The sequence below is a fragment of the Streptomyces sp. NPDC058457 genome (genome assembly GCF_042720695.1).
Classification (GTDB): domain Bacteria; phylum Actinomycetota; class Actinomycetes; order Streptomycetales; family Streptomycetaceae; genus Streptomyces.
This window is the reverse complement of sequence record NZ_JBHXLU010000029.1, coordinates 3,923-22,034: the sequence shown is the minus strand read 5'-3', so window position 1 is coordinate 22,034 and position 18,112 is coordinate 3,923. Positions and strand designations below refer to the sequence as shown.

The window sequence follows — 18,112 nt, the reverse complement described above, 5'->3', positions numbered from 1 at the left end:
CTATCGCCCCGATGGGGCACTCGTGTATCGCAGTCACAGGATTCACCTTCCCCGCAAGGGTGTTGACGACCCTTCTACGATTACACTCTGACTACTCTCCGAATCCAACCGATTTCAGGGCGAGTTGGACAACCGGCTGGCTGGTGGGCTGTACTGAACCACCGGCAGGTTCGACGGTCACCGCGAGTGACGTCGCGGACTTGCCCAGACCCGTGGCGACCAGGGGCGTGTCGCCCTTGAAAAGCCCGAGGGAGCGCGGTTGCACACGGGGGCGCATGAGCCAGAGCTGGTGCACCCGGCCGTTCGAAAGGGCGCCGTATCCGCTGAGCGTGACGACGGCCTGCCCCTCCGATGCGGAGGCCACCGCTCCGATACTTCGGCCCTGCGCGTCCTTGCTGCTGGTCGCACGGGCGTCGGGCGCGGCCAGAACGTGGGCGATCTCACGCGACTGGGCCCGCTCGGCGTCGAGCTGATTCTGTGTCCGGTCGGCCTGTACCGCGAACAGGGAGGCGACGACCAGCGCGGCGGCCGCGGTGGCGGTGGCGAACGGCACGAACAGGGGCCGCCGCGGCCGGCGTGGCGGCGGGGGCTGTGCGCCCCAGACGTGCGGCGGCAGATTGGGCACGTGCTCCCGGCCGGGAGCCGGCTCCTGGGGAGTGGCGCGTACGGCGGCCAGCACCCGGCCGCGCATCGCGAGGGGCGGCGGTGCCGCCGTGGACCAGGCGAGCCGTACCGCGTCCTCGGTCAGCGCCCGGACCTCGTCGGCACACCGGTCGCAGTCCTTGAGGTGCTTCTCGAAGCGGCGCCGCTCGCCGGGCTCCAGGGCGTCCAGGGCGTAGGGCGCGGCCAGGGAGTGCAGGTCATCGCGGTGCAGCAGGCGGCCGACCAGGCTCACGCGGCACCTCCCAGGCAGTCGCGCAGCCGGGTGAGTCCGTCGCGCATCCGTGTCTTGACCGTGCCCAGCGGCAGCTTCAGCCGCTCGGCGACCTCACGGTACGTGTAGCCGTCGTAGTAGGCGAGGGTGACGGACTGGCGCTGGAGGGCGGTGAGGCGGTCCAGGCAGCGGCGTACCCATTCGCGCTCCAGACCGGCTTCCACCGTTTCGGCGACCTGGTCGAAGGCGGGTTCGCCGGCGCGCAGGGCCTCGCGCTGTTCGCGTTCGCCGGCCGCGCGGGCGCTGCGCACCCGGTCGACGGCGCGGCGGTGCGCGAGGGTGAGGATCCAGGAGAGGGCGCTGCCCCGGCCGGGGTCGAACCTGGCTGCGGAGCGCCAGAGTTCGAGGAGCACCTCCTGGGACACCTCCTCGGACTGTGCGGGATCGCGGACCACGCGTCGTACGAGCCCGAACACCGGCCCGGACACCAGTCCGTAGAGGTCCTCGAACGCCTTCTGGTCGCCACCGGCGACCAGCACCAGCAGTTCGTCCGCCTCCACTCCGTCCCCCCTTCTGCGGCCGCACCCGGCCCGTCCTCCCACACCAGGCATTCGCAACTGACGCACCTCCGGCAGAAGTACGTACGCGGGCGCCCGAAACGCGGGTTGACCATGAAAAAAGATTTTTTTCTTCGGACCAATCCAAACAGCCCTCCTGCTCCGTATACCCGTCCGTCAAGCAAGTTGGGACCGAGGGACGGACGGCATGACACCTCTAAACTCCAGGAGCGGCACGGGGCGCAAGGGCCTTGTCACGCTCATCTGTGGGGCACTGGCCACCGGCGGGATCACAGCCGCCAGCGTCGCCGCGCTGGAACCGGGGGCGGCCTCCGCCTCCTCCCACCGGGAGGCCCCGCTCATCTCGGGCACTCCGCAGTACGACAACACGGACCTGTACGCGTTCGTCAGCCCGGACAAGTCCGACACCACCACGATCGTGTCGGACTACATCCCCTTCGAGGAGCCGGCCGGCGGCCCGAACTTCTACCAGTTCGCCGACGACGCGCAGTACGACATCCACATCGACAACAACGGTGATGCGAAGGACGACCTGATCTTCCGCTACACCTTCAGCACCAAGATCAAGAACAAGAAGACGTTCCTCTACAACACGGGCGTGGTCGACAGCCTGAACGACCCCGACCTGAACGTCACGCAGTCGTACGACCTGGACCTCATCAAGCTGAAGAACGGCAGGCAGCAGTACAAGACGAGGATCGCCGACAACATCCCGGCGGCCCCGTCGGACGTCGGCAAGGCGTCGATGCCGGACTACGCGAAGCTGCGCTCCCAGGCCATCTACAAGACCTCGAACGGCGGCGCGACCTTCGCCGGCCAGGCCGACGACCCGTTCTTCGCCGACCTGCGCGTCTTCGACCTGCTGTACGGCGGCAACCTGAGCGAGGTCGGCAACGACACCCTCAAGGGCTACAACGTCAACACGATCGCCCTCCAGGTGCCGAACTCCCTGATCCGGCAGTCGGCGTCACGTCCGACCGTCGGCATCTACGCGACGACCCAGCGCAAGAACGCGCAGGGCTACTACGCGCAGGTCTCGCGCCTCGGCAACCCGCTGGTCAACGAGGTCGTCAACCCGCAGAAGGACAAGGACAAGTTCAACGCGTCCGAGCCCAAGGACGACGCGCAGTTCCTGAAGAACGTCACCAACCCGGAACTGCCGAAGCTGATTCAGGCGATCTACAACATCAAGGCGCCGTCCGAGCCCCGCAACGACCTCGTCAGCGTGTTCCTCACGGGCGTCAAGGGCCTCAACACGGAGCAGCCGCAGGCGAAGCCGTCGGAGATGCTCCGCCTGAACACGTCCATCAAGCCCACCGCCAAGCCCAAGCGGCTCGGTGTGCTGGACGGTGACAACGCGGGCTTCCCGAACGGGCGCCGGCTCACCGACGACGTGATCGACGAGGCGCTCCAGGTCATGGAGGGCGAACTCGTCGGTTCCAAGAACGACCTGGGCGACGCGGTCGACAAGAACGACAAGAGCTTCGAGAAGTACTTCCCGTACGTGGCCGAGCCGACGGCGGGTTCGCGAGGCAAGATCGCCAAGGCGGCGGCCGGCAGCAGCACGAAGAGCGCGCTGGGCGACGCCCTGACCGGTTCCGGTGACAACAACATGACGCTGATCGCGGGATCGGCGGCCGCGGGTGCGGCGGGCGTGCTGCTGATCGGCACGGCGTTCGGCTGGTGGCGCCGCCGGATGCAGCGACCGTACTGATCGCCGTTCCCATCAGGGCAGTTGGGTGACTGCGGGTCGGCGGTGGCCGATCGCGCAGTTCCCCGCGGCCCTTACGGGGCGCTCAACGCGCCCTCCACATACTGGCGCGGCCCGCACCCACCCAATCCCCCACGGCGCGGGCCGCGCCGCCTCGCGCGACAGCTACTAGGAGAGGGCATGGCCCCGGGTACGAACGACAAGCAGCCCGCCGAGACGAAGGACGACGAGCGCGTCACCGCCCTGCGCCGGTTCGCCGCCGCGGGGCTGAAGTGGCGGCGGGCCCGACTCGCCGGCTCCGCCGTGCTGATGGCCATCGCGCTGACCGGCGGGGCGATCGCCTTCGGGGCCGCCCGGGACGGCGGTACGGCACCGGTGGCCACGTCGAGCGCGGTGGACCCGGCGCTGCTCGCGAGCGGGGACCTCGCCACGACGATCGCCTCCCTCCAGGCCCATCTCCGTACCCAGCCGAAGGACTCCGACAGCTGGGCCACCCTGGGCCTCGCCTACGTCGAGCAGGCACGCACCAAGGGCGACCCGTCCCGCTACCCGCAGGCCGAGAAGTCCCTCAAGCGCGCGCTCCAGATCACCCCGGACAACGACCAGGCGCTGGCCGGCGAGGCCGCGCTCGCCGCCGCCCGGCACGAGTTCGCGAAGGCGCTCACCTACGCGGACCAGGCCCTGAAGCAGAACCCGTACAGCGCGAACGCCCTCTCCTCCCGTATCGACGCCCTGGTCGAACTCGGCCGCTACGACGAGGCGAGCAAGGCGGCCGACCTCGCCGACCAACGCAAGCCGGGCGTACCGGTGTTCACGCGGTACGCGTATGTGCGGGAGCTGCGCGGTGACGTGCAGGGCGCACGGCAGGTGCTGCAGCAGGCCCTGTCCACGGCCACGTCGAAGGGCGACATCTCCTACGTGGCCGCCCAGCTCGGTCTGCTCGCCTGGAACCAGGGCGACTACAAGAGCGCGCTGGACTACTACGCCCGCGCCCTGACCGCCGACGAGAACTACCTTCCCGCGCTGGAGGGCCGGGCCCGCGCCCAGGCGGCGAGCGGGGACCGGGCCGACGCCATCAAGGGCATGGAACTGGTCGTCTCCCGCTACCCCCTGCCCCAGCCCCTCGTCGAACTCGGCGAGTTGTACGAGGACCGGAACGCAAAGGGCGACAAGGAGAAGGCCGAGGACCAGTACGCGCTCGTCGAGGCCTGGATCGCACTCGCCCGCGCCAACGGCGTCAACGCCGACCTCGACACCGCCCTCGCCGCCGCCGACCACGGCAACAAGGCCGAGGCACTGAAGGCCGCCCGCGCCGAATGGGCCCGCCGCCACACCGTGCACACGGCGGACGCGCTGGCCTGGGCCCTGCACGTCAACGGCAAGGACAAGGAGGCGCTCCCGTACGCCCGGCAGGCCACCGCCACCGGCTACCACAACGCCTCCTTCCTCTACCACCAGGGCATGATCGAGCTGGCCAACGGCGAGAAGGCGGCCGGCCGCGCCGCCCTCACCAAGGCCCTCAAGCTCAACCCCGGCTTCTCCCCGCTGGGCGCGCGTACGGCCCGCAAGGCGCTGGAGGACTCGAAGTGAACCTCCGCCGCACCGCCGCCGTCTTCACGCTGGCCTGTGCCGCGACGCTGCTGTCCGGCACGGCCGCGAGCGCACACCCGCTCGGCAACTTCACCGTCAACAAGTACGACGGTCTCGTCGCCGCCTCCGGACAGCTGCGTGTCGACCACGTCGAGGACCTCGCCGAGATCCCGGCGACCCAGGCCAAGCCCGACCTGAAGCGGCTGGGCATGGCCAAGTGGGCCGAGCAGCGGTGCACGACGGCGGCGGACGGCAGCAGGCTGACGGTCGACGGCAGGGCGACGCCGCTCACCGTCGGCACCAGCCACGCCGAACTCCGTCCCGGCCAGGCCGGGCTGAACACCCTGCGCGTGGAGTGCCGGTTCACCGCCCCCCTCCCGAAGGGCGCCACCGTCACCCTCGGCTTCCACAGCGCGGGCACCGACAGCGGCCCCGGCTGGCGGGAGATCACAGCGCGCGGCGACCGGATGACGCTGACGAAGACGGACGTACCGAAGACGTCCCTCTCCCACGAACTGACCAGCTACCCCAAGGACCTGCTCTCCTCCCCGGCCGACATCACCACCGCCGCCGTCCGCGTACGGCCGGGCGGCCCGGCCCTCGCCGAGGAACGGCAGGACACCCCGGGCGCCGAGATCCTCCCCCGGGGCATCGACCGCTGGACCCAGGCCCTGACCGACCTGGTCGCCCGCCACCACCTCACCGTCGGCTTCGCGGTGCTCGCGCTGTTCATCTCGATCGGCCTCGGTGCGATGCACGCCCTCGCACCGGGCCACGGCAAGACCCTGATGGCGGCTACGGCAGCGGCCCGGGGCGGCCGTGCCCGCCTCCGCGACGTCCTCCCGCTCGCCGCGTCGGTGACGGTCACCCACACCCTGGGCGTGGTCGCCCTGGGCGTCCTGGTGACGGCGGGCTCGGCGGCCACGCCGTCGGTGATCGCCTGGCTGGGCATCGCGAGCGGCCTCATGGTCCTGGCAGCAGGCGCGAACCTGACCCGCAGGGCCTGGCGGAACAGGGCCCACGAACACGCCCACGAGCACGGTCACGCCCACGACCATCACCACGGGCACGAGCACGACCACGAGCACGAGGTGGCCGAGAAGCGAGAGCTGGCCCTGGTCGGGTCGCATGAGCACGCCCACGCCCACACACACGATGATGACCACGGCCACACGCACGACCACGGCCACACGCACGATGACGGCCACGCCCACACGCACGACCACCCTCATGACCACGGCCGTGTTCATGGCCATGGCGCCCAGCCACACTCTTCAGCCCGTCCGGCGTTCGAGGACGAGGCCGTCCAGGCCGAAGGGGGGTCCGGGGGCGCAGCCCCCGATCACGGCCACACCGACATGCCGCACAGTCACGGCGGGTTCACCCACACCCACTCCACGGCCCCCACCCTCCGCGGCACCATCCTCCTGGGCTTCGCCGGCGGCCTCGTCCCCAGCCCCTCCGCCGTCGTCGTGCTCGTCGGCGCCACCGCCCTCGGCCAGGCCTGGTTCGGGCTGCTCCTCGTCGTCGCCTACGGCGTGGGGCTCGCGCTGACGCTGACCGCCGCCGGGTTCGCCGTCGTCAAGCTGGGTACGGGAATGACTCGGGTGATGGACAAACGCCCTCGCTGGACCACCCACCCCATGGCCACGCTGGTCCGCAGGACCACCCCGCTCGCCTCGGCGCTCGTGGTCGTGGCCCTGGGCGTCGGACTGGTGCTCAAGGGGGCCGCATCCGCGCTCCTCTGAGTTACGTTTGTCATGAATTCTTGCGAGCTGCCGTGGGGGGCACCCGTGACCGAAGAGCCGGGCCGTGAGCGAGTGATCGCGGGCCGCTACAGACTGCTGTCCCCGCTCGGCGAGGGCGGCATGGGCACCGTGTGGCGGGCCCGGGACGAAGTGCTGGGCCGTGACGTCGCCGTCAAGGAGGTGCGGGCGCCGGCCGGGCTGCCCGGCTCCGACGTCGAGCGGATGTACGCGCGTCTGGAGCGGGAGGCCTGGGCCGCGGCCCGGGTCGCGAACCGCAATGTGGTGACGGTGTACGACGTGGCGATGGAGGGCGGACGGCCCTGGATCGTCATGGAGTTGGTCCCTGGCGTGTCCCTCGCCGACGTACTGGAGGCGGAGGGGCCGATGTCCCCGCAGCGGGCCGCGGGCGTCGGTGCCGAGGTGCTGTCCGCGCTGCGGGCCGCGCATGCCGCCGGGGTGCTGCACCGGGACGTGAAACCCGGCAACGTGCTGCTGTCGAACGACGGCCGGGTGGTGCTCACCGACTTCGGGATCGCCACGGTCGAGGGCAGCTCGGCGCTGACCATGACCGGCGAGGTGGTCGGCTCACCGGAGTTCCTCGCCCCGGAGCGGGCGCTCGGGCGGGCGTTCGGCCCCGAGTCCGACCTGTGGTCGCTGGGTGTGCTGCTGTACGCGGCGGTCGAGGGCACCTCGCCGTTCCGGCAGGACACCCCGCTGAGCACCCTGCGGGCCGTGGTGGACGAGGAGCTGCCGCCGGCGTACCGGGCCGGGCCGCTCGCCCCCGTCATCGAGGGGCTGCTCCGCAAGGATCCGGCGCAGCGGCTGTCGGCCGAACAGGCCGAGCGCGACCTGCGGTTGGTAGCGGCCGGGGGCACCCCGGGCGCGGCCGCCACGATGCCGGTCCCGGCGCCGTACGAGGCCCCGACCCTCGTCGCCCGGCAGCCTCAGCCGTCCTCCCCCACGCCCCCGTTCCCCACCACCCCCACCACTCCGACGGACACCCGGCCGCCCGTCGCCTACCCCGACGGCAACCGCAGGGCCGGTACCGTGCTGCTCATCGGACTGGTCCTGGTCGTCCTCGCGCTCGGCGGACTGACCTACGCCCTCCTCAACCACGACAACGGCGACAACGGCGACGGCAACGCGAGTGCGAGTCAGTCGGCCAGCAACCTGAGCTCCCCGGCGCCCAGTAAAAGCAGCAGCACCAAGTCGGAGTCCCCGTCGCCGTCCGCGTCCGCGAGCAGCAGCGCGCCCGCGCAGAGCGTGAAGGTCAGTGTGGCCGGGTCGCGCACGGACTATTCGGGGACCTGTCCGCCGTCGTCCGCGCAGGCGCCCTCGTTCACGGCGACGTTCACGGTGGGGAGCGATCCCGCGGACGTGCAGTACCGGTGGGTGCTGAAGGACGGGACGCTCGACGACCAGGGCTGGAAGACGCTGTCCTTCCCGGACGGCGGCGGGAAGACCCGGCAGACCAGGGTGACCGTGACCACCTGGTCGGACAGCGGGACGCTGAGCGACGCGATCGCCGTCGAGGTGCGCAGCCCGGTGGAGACGACGTCCAACTCGGTGCCGTTCACGGTGACCTGCACCAAGACGACGGAGACCCCGACCGACGGGGCCTCCGCTTCGCCTTCGCCGTCAAGCTCGTACTGACGTACCGAAGGTCACGCGTTGCTGGTCAGGGCCGGCAGATAGCCGCCGGACTGGCCGGCCGCGGTGGGGTGGTACGACTCGGTGATGTCCAGCCAGTTGACGCTGTGCAGCCAGGAGCTGCTCGAGCAGATCTCGTGGCTGGAGAACGCGGTGCGGACGTCGCCGAAGGTGAACCCGTGGTCGGCGGCGCGCTTGGCGATCGCGGTGTCGATGTAGTCGGCCGCGTTGTTGATGGCGGTGCGCTTGGTCGAGGAGAGACCGAGGCAGGTGGTGCCCAGCAGGTAGAAGCGGGGGTAGCCGATGACGACGACCTTGGCGTTGGGGGCCTTGGCGCTGATCGCGTCGTAGACGTTGTCGAGCTTGCCGGGGAGCGTGGAGTCGACGTAGGCCTCGGCGGTGCTGATCCGGGACAGGCAGGTGCTGTCGGAGCTGAGCACACAGGTCGTCATGACGTCGGCGAAGCCCGCGTCGTTGCCGCCGATGGTGATCGAGACCAGGGCGGTGGAGGAGCTGAGCGAGCCCAGCTGGCCGGAGAGCACGTCGTCGGTGGTCGCGCCCGAACAGGCGAGGAACGAGAACGAGGACGGGCTGTGGGCGGCGTTCCACAGGTAGGGGTAGGCGTTGGTGCTGCGGTCGCAGCTGCCGCTCGAGCTGATGTAGCTGCCGGCGCCGACGCCGGACGCGTACGAGTCGCCGAGCGCCACATAGCCCCCGGTCGCGGCCTGCGCTTCCGACGCGGCCGCCCCGGTGAGGGCGAGGCCGGTGGCGAGGAGGAGTGAAGTCACGTATGCCGTAATTCGGGAACGTCTCATGGAACCTCCCTTTAGCAGGATCTCTGCCACAACTGTCGTACCAACTACGCGTGTTGACGGGAAGTGTCCATGCCAAAACTGTTCGGGTCCTCAACCGGTCCCAACCGGACCGATCCCGCACGTTCCCGGCGCATTTGATTGCGTGTCCATGACAGCCTCGTGACAGGTCGTCAACTCCCTTGTTCTTTGCCGGGGGAAAACCGATTCTTTACTCGATCCGTGAGCGGAACGCGACGCTCCCGGTCCGCGTGCGCGAAGCCGCGCGCACACCCCCACACGCGCGCGCCGACCCGGGCGCGCGCTGCCTAGAGGAGGACTCCCTCGTAATGGCACATCTGCGTACCCAGAAGCTGCGGTTCGCCGCCGTCACCACCGTGGCGGCGGCCGCCCTCGTCGGCGGATTCACCGCACTCCCCGCCCAGGCCGCACCCGCCACCGGCAGGGTGCTGCACGCCGGCTCCCCCACGGCCGTCAAGGGCAGCTACATCGTCACCCTCAAGAACGGCGCCGGCTTCAAGGCCTCCTCGACCGAGGGCAGGAGCCTCGTCAAGGAGTACGGCGGCACGGTCAGGAGGACGTTCGGCAAGGCGCTGAACGGCTACTCGGCCAGGCTCTCGGCGACCCAGGCCGCGAGACTCGCCGCCGACCCGTCGGTGGCCGCGGTCGAGCAGGACCAGACGGTCCACCTCACCGACACCACCCAGTCCAGCGCCCCCTGGGGCCTGGACCGCATCGACCAGGCGAGCCTTCCGCTGTCCGGCACCTACACCTACCCGGACACCGCGGGCAGTGGGGTGACCGCCTATGTCATCGACACCGGTGTGCGGATCACCCACACCCAGATCAGTGGCCGTGCCTCCTACGGCTATGACGCGGTCGACGGCGACACCACCGCCTCCGACGGCAACGGCCACGGCACCCATGTGGCGACCACCATCGCGGGCTCCACGTACGGGGTCGCCAAGAAGGCGAACATCGTCGCCGTGCGGGTGCTGGACAACAGCGGCTCGGGGACGACCGCCGGAGTGATCGCCGGCATCGACTGGGTGACGTCGAACCACACCACCCCGGCGGTCGCCAACATGTCGCTCGGCGGCTCGGCCTCCACCACGCTGGACACCGCGGTCGCCAACTCCATAGCCAGTGGGGTGACCTACGCGATCGCGGCCGGCAACAGCAGCGCCAACGCCTCCTCGTACTCCCCGGCCCGGGTCTCGACCGCCATCACCGTCGGCGCCACCACCAGCTCCGACGCCAGGGCCGGCTACTCCAACTACGGCTCGGTCCTGGACCTCTTCGCGCCCGGCTCCTCCATCACGGCCGGCTACAACACCAGCGACACGGCCACCGCCGTCCTGTCGGGCACCTCGATGGCCACCCCGCACGTGGCGGGCGCGGCCGCCGTCTACCTCGCGGGCCACACCTCGGCCACCCCGGCCCAGGTCGCCACGGCTCTGGTCAACGGGGCCACGTCCAACGTGCTCACCAGCGTGGGCACCGGATCGCCCAACAAGCTCCTGAAGCTCGTGTCGTAACCGATCACCGACAGGCACCGGAATCGAGCGACTTGTTCCCCGGAGGCATCAGGTGTCTCCGGGGAACGGTCATGTCCGGAGACCTGCTTGACGCCTCCCGTTCGACTGCGCGACATTGAAGCCCGGCATCCGACGCCTTGGGGGGCAAAGTCGGCCATGCAGACCATACGTCTCAAGACATCATCAACAGCGGACGAACGGGCACGGCCAGGACCGGGGAGGGACCTGGGGCCCTTGCTCACGGGGGCCGCGACAGCCGTCGCCGGGACCGGCGCACTGCTCGCGAGCACCGACTCGGGCTCGTCGCTGCGCGGGCCGTTCACGCTGTTCTTCCTGATCGCCGCGCCGGCCGCGGCGATCGGTCTGGCACTGCGCGGACTCGACCCGTTCGCCCGTGTTCTCACCGCGCTGGCGGGTGCCGTCGCCCTGGACATGCTGATCGCCCAGGGCATGCTCGCCACCCACCGCTGGTCCTGGCGCGGCGGCATCGTCGCCGTGACCGCGATCAGCCTTCTCCTGATTCTGCTGGTACTCCTGCGACCGGTGGAACGCATTCTCGAACGGATTCCTCGGCGAGCCGGGAAAATCCGTTCGAGTTGAAGAACAAGGTCGGCCAAAGTTTCGTAACGGCCAAACCAACAAAAACGTGAGGCCACTTCCAGGTCTTGCCATACTGGTTCAATCATCAATACCGTCGTACATCTCACCCGCATCGGATCGTCATCAAGCGGCTCTAGGGGAGGGCTCAAGGACCGCGATGTTCCGGGGCGGGGCGCGGTAGGGGGGTGCCGTGCTCGGTGACCGCAATGACCACTGTCGTTTCTCGTGTGACCACTGTCGTTTCCGAGTCGTGCCGCGCGACCGGCTGCCGCTTGCCGGCAGATCGGCCAGCTTTGCCAGCTCACCTGCGGATACGGAGATCCGTTTTCCGTATCACGGGTGAAGAACCCCCCTTTCGAACCGGACACATAAGCGGGCTGCCCAAGGGGCGGGCGGTCCACCGGACGAGAGGGACAAGACTCATGAGTTCTGTTCTGCGTACACCGGCCTCGGGCCAAGATCCGTTAATGGCACCCGAATACCGGCCGATCTCCTCTCACCTGGCCATCACACCGCCGGTGAGCGTGGTGATCCCCGCCATGAATGAGGCGGAGAATCTCCCCTACGTCTTCAAGACACTTCCCGGCTGGATACACGAAGTGGTTCTTGTGGACGGTAATTCCACCGACAACACCGTGGAAGTAGCGCGGGAGTTGTGGCCCGAAGTGAAAGTCGTCGAACAGAGTGGCAAGGGCAAGGGCGACGCCCTGATCACCGGATTCGAGGCGTGCACCGGCGACATCATCGTCATGGTGGACGCGGACGGCTCGGCCGACGGCCACGAGATCGTGTCGTACGTCTCCGCCCTGGTCTCGGGCGCCGACTTCGCCAAGGGCTCGCGCTTCGCCAACGGCGGCGGCACGGACGACATGACCTTCATCCGCAAGCTGGGCAACTGGGCGCTGTGCACGGTCGTCAACCGCAAGTTCGGCGCCCGCTACACCGACCTCTGCTACGGATACAACGCGTTCTGGCGGCACTGCCTCGACAAGATCGACCTCGACTGCACCGGCTTCGAGATCGAGACCCTGATCAACATCCGGGTGGTCAAGGCGGGCCTGAAGGTGCAGGAGATCCCCAGCTACGAGTACCTCCGCATCCACGGCACCAGCAACCTGCGCGCCGTACGCGACGGGCTGCGGGTGCTCAAGGTGATCCTGAAGGAGCGTTCGAACCGGCGTGACCTGCGCCGGCAGGTGCGGCACTCCCCGATGCTCACCACGGGCCAGGGAGAGTCGTCTTGAGCGATCCCGACCTCTCCGTCGTGATCTGCGTGTACACCGAGGACCGCTGGGAGGACATCCTCGCGGCGGTCTCCTCGGTGCGCGCCCAGTCGTATCCGGCGCTGGAGACCCTGCTGGTCGTCGACCACAACCCGGCACTGCTGGAGCGGCTCACGAAGGAGTACAAAGAGGCCGCCCAGGTGCGGGTGCTCGCCAACGCGGGCCCCCGCGGCCTGTCCGCGGGCCGCAACACCGGTATCGCCGCCTCCTACGGGGAGGTGATCGCCTTCCTCGACGACGACGCCGTGGCCGAGCGGGACTGGCTGCGCCGCTTCGCCGAGGGGTACGCCGACCCGAGGGTGATGGCGGTCGGCGGCCGGACCATGCCCATCTGGGCCTCGGGCCGCCGCCCGGACTGGTTCCCGGAGGAGTTCGACTGGGTCGTCGGCTGCACCTACCGGGGGCTGCCGGCGGGCCGCGTCCGGGTCCGGAACGTACTCGGCGGAAACGCTTCTTTCCGGCGTACGGCATTCGACGCGGCGGGCGGTTTCGCCACCGGCATCGGCCGCGACGGCGACAAGCGCCCGCTGGGCTGCGAGGAGACGGAGCTGTGCATCCGCCTCACCCGGGCCCGCCCGGACGCGGTCCTCCTCATCGACGACCGCGCGGTGATCCACCACCGGGTCCCGGAAGCCCGCGAACACTTCGGGTACTTCCGCACCCGCGCCTACGCCGAGGGCCTCTCCAAGGCCCTGGTCGCCCGCAGTGTGGGCGCCGGCAAGGGCCTGGAGTCCGAACGCCGGTACACCACGCGTGTGCTGCCCGCGGGGGTCGCTCGTGGCCTGCGGGACGCACTGCTGGCCCGGCCGGGCGGCGCGGGCCGGGCGGGCGCGATCGTCGCCGGGGTGCTGACGGCGGCGGGCGGCTACGTGGTGGGGAGTGTGCGGGCCCGGCGGGGCGGGGCGACCTTCGCCGTCGCCGGGATCGAGGGCGGACCGGGCGACCGGTCCGCCCCCGCCGACGGGGGTGTCCGATGAGCGACACCCCGGTCCCGATCCTCATGTACCACTCGGTCGCGACCGCGCCCAACGACGCCACCCGCGCGCTGTCGGTGGCGCCGGAGGCGTTCGCCGAGCAGATGGCACTCATCGGCGACCTGGGCCTGACCCCCGTCGACACGGCGGCCCTGGCGGCCGGTTGGCGCTCGGGCGGCCCGCTCCCCGACCGTCCTGTCCTGATCACCTTCGACGACGGCTACGAGGGCGTGCACCGGCACGCCCTGCCCGTGCTCGCCAAGCACGGCTTCGCGTCCACGCTGTTCGTCTCGACGGGCTGGATCAGGGGCGCGTACGACACCGGAGGCGGCCTGGACGCCATGCTCGACTGGGACCAGGTGCGCGAACTCGCGGGCGCCGGCTGCGAGATCGGCGGGCACAGCCACACCCACCCGCAGCTCGACCAGCTGGACGACGACCGGCTGCGCGCGGAGCTGGTGCGCAGCCGGGAGATCGTCACCGACGAACTGGGCGCCGCGCCCGACTCGTTCGCCTACCCGTACGGCTACTCCAGTCGCCGGGTCCGGCAGGCCGTGCGGGCGGCCGGGTACGCCCAGGCGCTCGCCGTCGGCAACGGTCTCGCCCGCCGCCGTCAGGGTCCGTTCGCGCTGCAGCGCGTCACCGTGCGCCGCAGCACGGGCGCCGAGGAGTTCACGCGACTGCTCGAAGGCCGAGCGGTCGCCCGCAACTTCGCCAGGGACCGTGCCCTCACCAAGGGTTACGCCGTTCTCCGCAGAGCACGCCAGGTCCGCCGGAAGGCCATCCGTTCCCGTGTCTGACACGACCACCACAACCGAGACCGCGAAAACCGAGACGTCGGCGCCCGAGCAGTCGGGGCGCCGTCTTCGCCTGCCCGGACGGGGCGGCTCGTCCGGCGGCAGTCCACTCTTCCGGAACGCCTATGCGCTGATGCTCAACACCGGCATCTCCGCCGTCCTGGGCCTCGGCTTCTGGCTGGCCGCGGCCCGCTACTACTCCGAGTCGGCCGTCGGCCAGGGCTCCGCCGCGATCGCCGCGATGAAGTTCCTCGCGGGCCTGACCGCGGTGACCCTCACCGGCGCCCTCGCCCGCTTCATCCCGGTGGCGGGCCGCCACACCGGGCGCCTCATCTTCCGCACCTACGCGGGCAGTTCGCTGATCGTGGCGACGGCCGCCGGGGTCTTCCTGCTGACGCTGAACGTGTGGGGGCCGTCGTACCGCTTCCTGCACGGGCCGCTCAACGGGCTCGGGTTCATCGTCGCGGTCGTCTCCTGGAACCTGCTCACCCTCCAGGACGGCGTACTGACCGGGCTGCGCAACGCACCCTGGGTGCCGGTGGGCAACACCGTGTTCTCGGCCGTCAAGCTGGGACTGCTGGTCGCCCTGTCCGTGGCGATCCCGACGGCCGGTGTCTTCGTCTCCTGGGTCGCGGCGATCGCCACCTCGTTCATCCCGCTGGGCTGGCTGGTGTTCCGGCGCCTGGTGCTCCGGCACATCAAAGCCACCGAGGACCATGCGAAACCGCCCACGCTGCGGGAGATCGGCAAGTTCCTGGCCGGCGACTACACCGGCTCGCTGTTCTCCCTCGCCGTGGTCTACCTGGTCCCGGTGATCATCGCCTCGCAGGTCAGCTCCGAGGACAACGCCTACTTCTACATCACCACCACCATCGGCGGCACCACCAACCTGCTCGCCATCAACATGGGCGCCTCGCTGACCGTCGAGGGCTCGCACGACCCGGCCCGGCTGGCCGGCAACACCCGGGCCGCGCTGAAGCGGATGGCCCGGCTCATGATCCCCATCTGCGCGCTGCTGTTCTTCGGGGCGCCCTGGATCCTCGGTGTGTTCGGCCCCGGCTACGCGGACGCGGCGACCCCGCTGCTGCGCTGGTTCGCGGTCGGCGCACTGCTGCGGGTCGTGATGGAGACGTACTTCGCGGTGCTGCGCGCCCAGAGCCGTACCGCCGGACTCGCCTGGCTCCAGGGCCTGTTGTGCCTGCTGGTGCTCGGGCTGACCCTGCTGCTGCTGCCCCGGATGGGGCTGACCGGCGCGGGCGTGGCCGAGATCTCCAGCCTCGCGGTGATCGTGACGATCGCGGCGCCCCGGCTGTGGAAGACGCTCCGGACGGCCCCGGCCAAGATCCCGGAGGACGCGGCACCGGACGGCGACCTCGCCGACCTGGGCGCGCGCGAGGTACCGCCCGCCGGCGCACCGCGCAGGCGGGGCCCGGCGTGGGCGCTGGACACCGACACCCTCGCCCTCGGCATCCACGTGGACTTCGACCATGTGGAGCGGCGCCCGGACGTCCGGCCCGGTCCGGGAACTCCGCCCACGGGTACGCCCGTTGTCCGACCGGAGGACCGGCCGACGTGGGCTTTGCGGCCGCCGCGGAACCTGGGGTTGCCGGTGGAGGAGAGGGAGCCGCACTCGGAGGCCTCGCTGGGGCCCGCCGAGGTCTCGCTGCTGAAGGAGGCGGAGGTCGACGCGCCGTTCGGGAAGACGGTCGTACCGGAGCCGGAGCCGGAGTCGAAGGAGGCGGCGGTACCGGCCGAGACTCCTCAGGAGCCCGAGCCGGCGCGCTCGCTGCGGGAGCGGCTGACGCCCACCCGCTCGGGAGTCGTCCTCGGCTGTCTGCTGGTCGCCGCCCTGCTGCTCTACTGGGTGCCGGCGGCCCGGCTCGACGACGCCGACCTGGACCGGATGGGCGGGCTCGGGCTGATCTCGGTGCTGCCCCTGCCGACGCTGGTCGGGGCGGCGCTGCTGGTCACGGTGTTCGCCGCGCTGCTCTGGCTGCGCCGGGAACACAAGGCGCTGCTCCTTGTCACCCTGCTGGCGACGGCTGTGTCACTCCATGCGCTGCCCGCCGTGATCGAGACGGAACCGCGCTTCCCGACCGCCTGGCAGCACCTCGGGTTCATCGACTACATCGACCGCACCGGGTCGGCCGTACCGGACCTGGACGCCCGCTGGAGCTGGCCGGGCTTCTTCGCGACGGCCGCGTTCATCGGCCGGGCGTGCGGGGTCACGGACTTCACCGAGGTCATCCGCTGGTGGCCGACGTTCATCCAACTCGCCTATCTGGCACCGATGTTCCTGCTCGTCAGGTCGCTGCGGGCGAGCTGGCGGGCGAAGTGGACCGGCATCTGGATCTTCGTACTGTGCGGCTGGGTCGGCCAGGACTACTTCTCCCCGCAGGGCTTCACGTATCTGCTCTATCTGATGTTCGTGGCGATCCTGCTCGTCTGGTTCCGCGCCCCGCACGTCATCTGGACGAGGTTCCGGCCTGGCGAGGCGGAGGTCGAGCCGGCGAGCCGCCGCCAACAGGCCGTGCTGCTCATGGTGCTGGTCGGCCTGTACGCGGCGACTGTCCCGGCGCACCAGCTCACCCCGTTCGTGATGCTGGGTGTGCTGGCGGCCCTGGTCCTGATCGGCAGGTCCGAACTGCGGGGCCTGCCCATCCTGTTCGGGGTGGTCGCGGCCGTCTGGCTGGGCTTCATGGCCGAGCCGTACTGGTCCGGGCACTTCAACGAGCTGTTCGGCGGGGTCGGCGGGGTCGGCAGCAACGTCTCCACGTCCGTCTCCGGCCGTATCCAGGGCGGGAGTTCGACGCACAAGCTGGTCCTGTACGTCCGGGTCCTGCTGGCCGGGAGCATGATGACGTTCGCCGTCTGGGGCTGGTGGCGCCGCCGCTTCCACCGGTACCGCGAGCGTTCCCTGCTGGTCCTGACCTTCGTGCCGTTCCTGGGCTTCGGCATGCAGTCCTACGGCGGCGAGATGGCGCTGCGGGTCTTCATGTTCGCCCTGCCGGGCGCGGCCCTGCTGGCCGGGCTCGCCCTGTTCCCGCGCACCGGCGCCACGGCGAAGGAACGGGAGAAGGACAAGGTCAGCCTGGCGCCGGTGGCCGCGCTCATGGCCGGACTGCTGCTCATGGGCGGCTTCCTGGTGGCCCGTTGGGGCAACGAGTCCTTCGAGCGGGTCCGGCCCGGCGAGGTCGCCGCCATGGACTACGTCTACGCCCACGACAAGCCGACGGTACGGCTGCTGTGGCTGAGCAACGACACGGTCAACGACGTGACCCCGGCGATCCCGTGGGGCGCGAAGGACATGGAGCGGGTCGACTACCTGCCGACGCTCGCCCCGACCGACCCGGTGCTGGTGTCGAGCCTGGTCAAGGCGTTGAAGGACGCCGGCCCGAACTCGTATCTGATGATCAACAGGAGTCAGGTCACCTATCTCCAGATGGACGCCGGCTACTCGGCGACCTGGGAGAGCCGGCTGATCCAGAACCTGGACGACCGGCAGGATCTGACGAAGGTCCTGGTCAACGACGACGCCACCGTGTACGCGCTGCGCACGCAGCCCGCGGGTGCGGTGGCGAAGCCGGATCCGGGGCCGATCGGGCCGCGGATCACCTGGACGCCGTGGTCGGTGATCGGCGGCCTCGCCGCCGTCGCGCTGATCCTGCTGCTGACGGCCCGCGAGGTGGTCCGGGTCGCGACCCGGCCCGGGGTGCGTCAACTGCGATGGCTGCAAGGCAGCTTCTGGTTCTCGCTGCCACTCCTTGCGGTACTGCTGGCGTCGCTGGCGCAGCGGTTCCTGACGCTCAACTGACGGGGCCGAAGTGGGGGGCCCCGGGGCCCCGGGTGGCCGGGGGTGGGCCCGAAACACCGAGAGGGGGATTTGGGTACCCGGGGCCCAGACCACGGGGGGGGGGGGGCCCGGGGGGGGGTTGTTAGACCCGGGGGGGCGGGGGA

13 protein-coding genes are annotated in these 18,112 nt (G+C 70.4%); 10 read left to right on the top strand and 3 right to left on the bottom strand.

The window, feature by feature from the left end:
- Positions 1–91: 91 nt before the first annotated feature.
- Positions 92–895: an anti-sigma factor domain-containing protein gene (locus ACFWPS_RS23200; protein WP_383708000.1), complete on the bottom strand. Its 804-nt coding sequence runs from the start codon at positions 893–895 to the stop codon at positions 92–94.
- Complete coding sequence (locus tag ACFWPS_RS23195) at positions 892–1,434, bottom strand: sigma-70 family RNA polymerase sigma factor (RefSeq protein WP_383707998.1); 543 nt, start codon at positions 1,432–1,434, stop codon at positions 892–894. The genes ACFWPS_RS23200 and ACFWPS_RS23195 overlap by 4 nt, the downstream gene beginning before the upstream one ends.
- Positions 1,435–1,639: 205 nt before the next feature.
- On the opposite strand from ACFWPS_RS23195, the gene ACFWPS_RS23190 reads away from it, so the two are divergent.
- From ACFWPS_RS23190 to ACFWPS_RS23175, 4 genes are all read left to right on the top strand, one after another.
- The gene (locus tag ACFWPS_RS23190; protein ID WP_383707996.1) at positions 1,640–3,166 is read left to right on the top strand and encodes a DUF4331 domain-containing protein; all 1,527 of its coding nucleotides are present in this window, start codon (positions 1,640–1,642) and stop codon (positions 3,164–3,166) included.
- A 177-nt stretch (positions 3,167–3,343) separates the two neighbouring features.
- Positions 3,344–4,753: a tetratricopeptide repeat protein gene (locus ACFWPS_RS23185; protein ID WP_383707994.1), complete on the top strand. Its 1,410-nt coding sequence runs from the start codon at positions 3,344–3,346 to the stop codon at positions 4,751–4,753.
- The gene (locus tag ACFWPS_RS23180; RefSeq protein ID WP_383707992.1) at positions 4,750–6,501 is read left to right on the top strand and encodes a nickel transporter; all 1,752 of its coding nucleotides are present in this window, start codon (positions 4,750–4,752) and stop codon (positions 6,499–6,501) included. Before ACFWPS_RS23185 ends, ACFWPS_RS23180 begins: the two co-directional genes overlap by 4 nt.
- Before the next feature lie 45 nt (positions 6,502–6,546).
- Entirely contained in the window at positions 6,547–8,154 is a 1,608-nt protein-coding gene (locus tag ACFWPS_RS23175) for a serine/threonine-protein kinase (protein WP_383707990.1), read from the top strand.
- 11 nt (positions 8,155–8,165) lie between these two features.
- Here the strand turns inward: ACFWPS_RS23175 and ACFWPS_RS23170 are convergent, their stop codons facing one another.
- Positions 8,166–8,966, bottom strand: coding sequence for an SGNH/GDSL hydrolase family protein (locus ACFWPS_RS23170; RefSeq protein WP_383707988.1), 801 nt, complete (start codon positions 8,964–8,966; stop codon positions 8,166–8,168).
- 326 nt (positions 8,967–9,292) lie between these two features.
- Here ACFWPS_RS23170 and ACFWPS_RS23165 point away from each other — a divergent pair, with 326 nt between their 5' ends.
- The 6 genes from ACFWPS_RS23165 (at position 9,293) to ACFWPS_RS23140 (ending at position 17,969) form a co-directional block, all read left to right on the top strand.
- Positions 9,293–10,501, top strand: a complete 1,209-nt coding sequence (locus ACFWPS_RS23165; protein WP_383707986.1) for a S8 family peptidase — start codon at positions 9,293–9,295, stop codon at positions 10,499–10,501.
- A 234-nt stretch (positions 10,502–10,735) separates the two neighbouring features.
- Positions 10,736–11,101: a hypothetical protein gene (locus ACFWPS_RS23160; RefSeq protein ID WP_383707984.1), complete on the top strand. Its 366-nt coding sequence runs from the start codon at positions 10,736–10,738 to the stop codon at positions 11,099–11,101.
- A 422-nt stretch (positions 11,102–11,523) separates the two neighbouring features.
- The gene (locus tag ACFWPS_RS23155; RefSeq protein WP_361293138.1) at positions 11,524–12,345 is read left to right on the top strand and encodes a glycosyltransferase family 2 protein; all 822 of its coding nucleotides are present in this window, start codon (positions 11,524–11,526) and stop codon (positions 12,343–12,345) included.
- Positions 12,342–13,361, top strand: a complete 1,020-nt coding sequence (locus tag ACFWPS_RS23150; protein WP_383707982.1) for a glycosyltransferase family 2 protein — start codon at positions 12,342–12,344, stop codon at positions 13,359–13,361. The genes ACFWPS_RS23155 and ACFWPS_RS23150 overlap by 4 nt, the downstream gene beginning before the upstream one ends.
- Positions 13,358–14,158 carry a polysaccharide deacetylase family protein gene (locus ACFWPS_RS23145; RefSeq protein WP_383707980.1) on the top strand — a complete coding sequence of 267 codons (801 nt, stop codon included), beginning with the start codon at positions 13,358–13,360 and terminating at the stop codon, positions 14,156–14,158. Before ACFWPS_RS23150 ends, ACFWPS_RS23145 begins: the two co-directional genes overlap by 4 nt.
- Entirely contained in the window at positions 14,151–17,969 is a 3,819-nt protein-coding gene (locus ACFWPS_RS23140) for a lipopolysaccharide biosynthesis protein (protein WP_383707978.1), read from the top strand. Before ACFWPS_RS23145 ends, ACFWPS_RS23140 begins: the two co-directional genes overlap by 8 nt.
- Positions 17,970–18,112 lie beyond the last annotated feature (143 nt).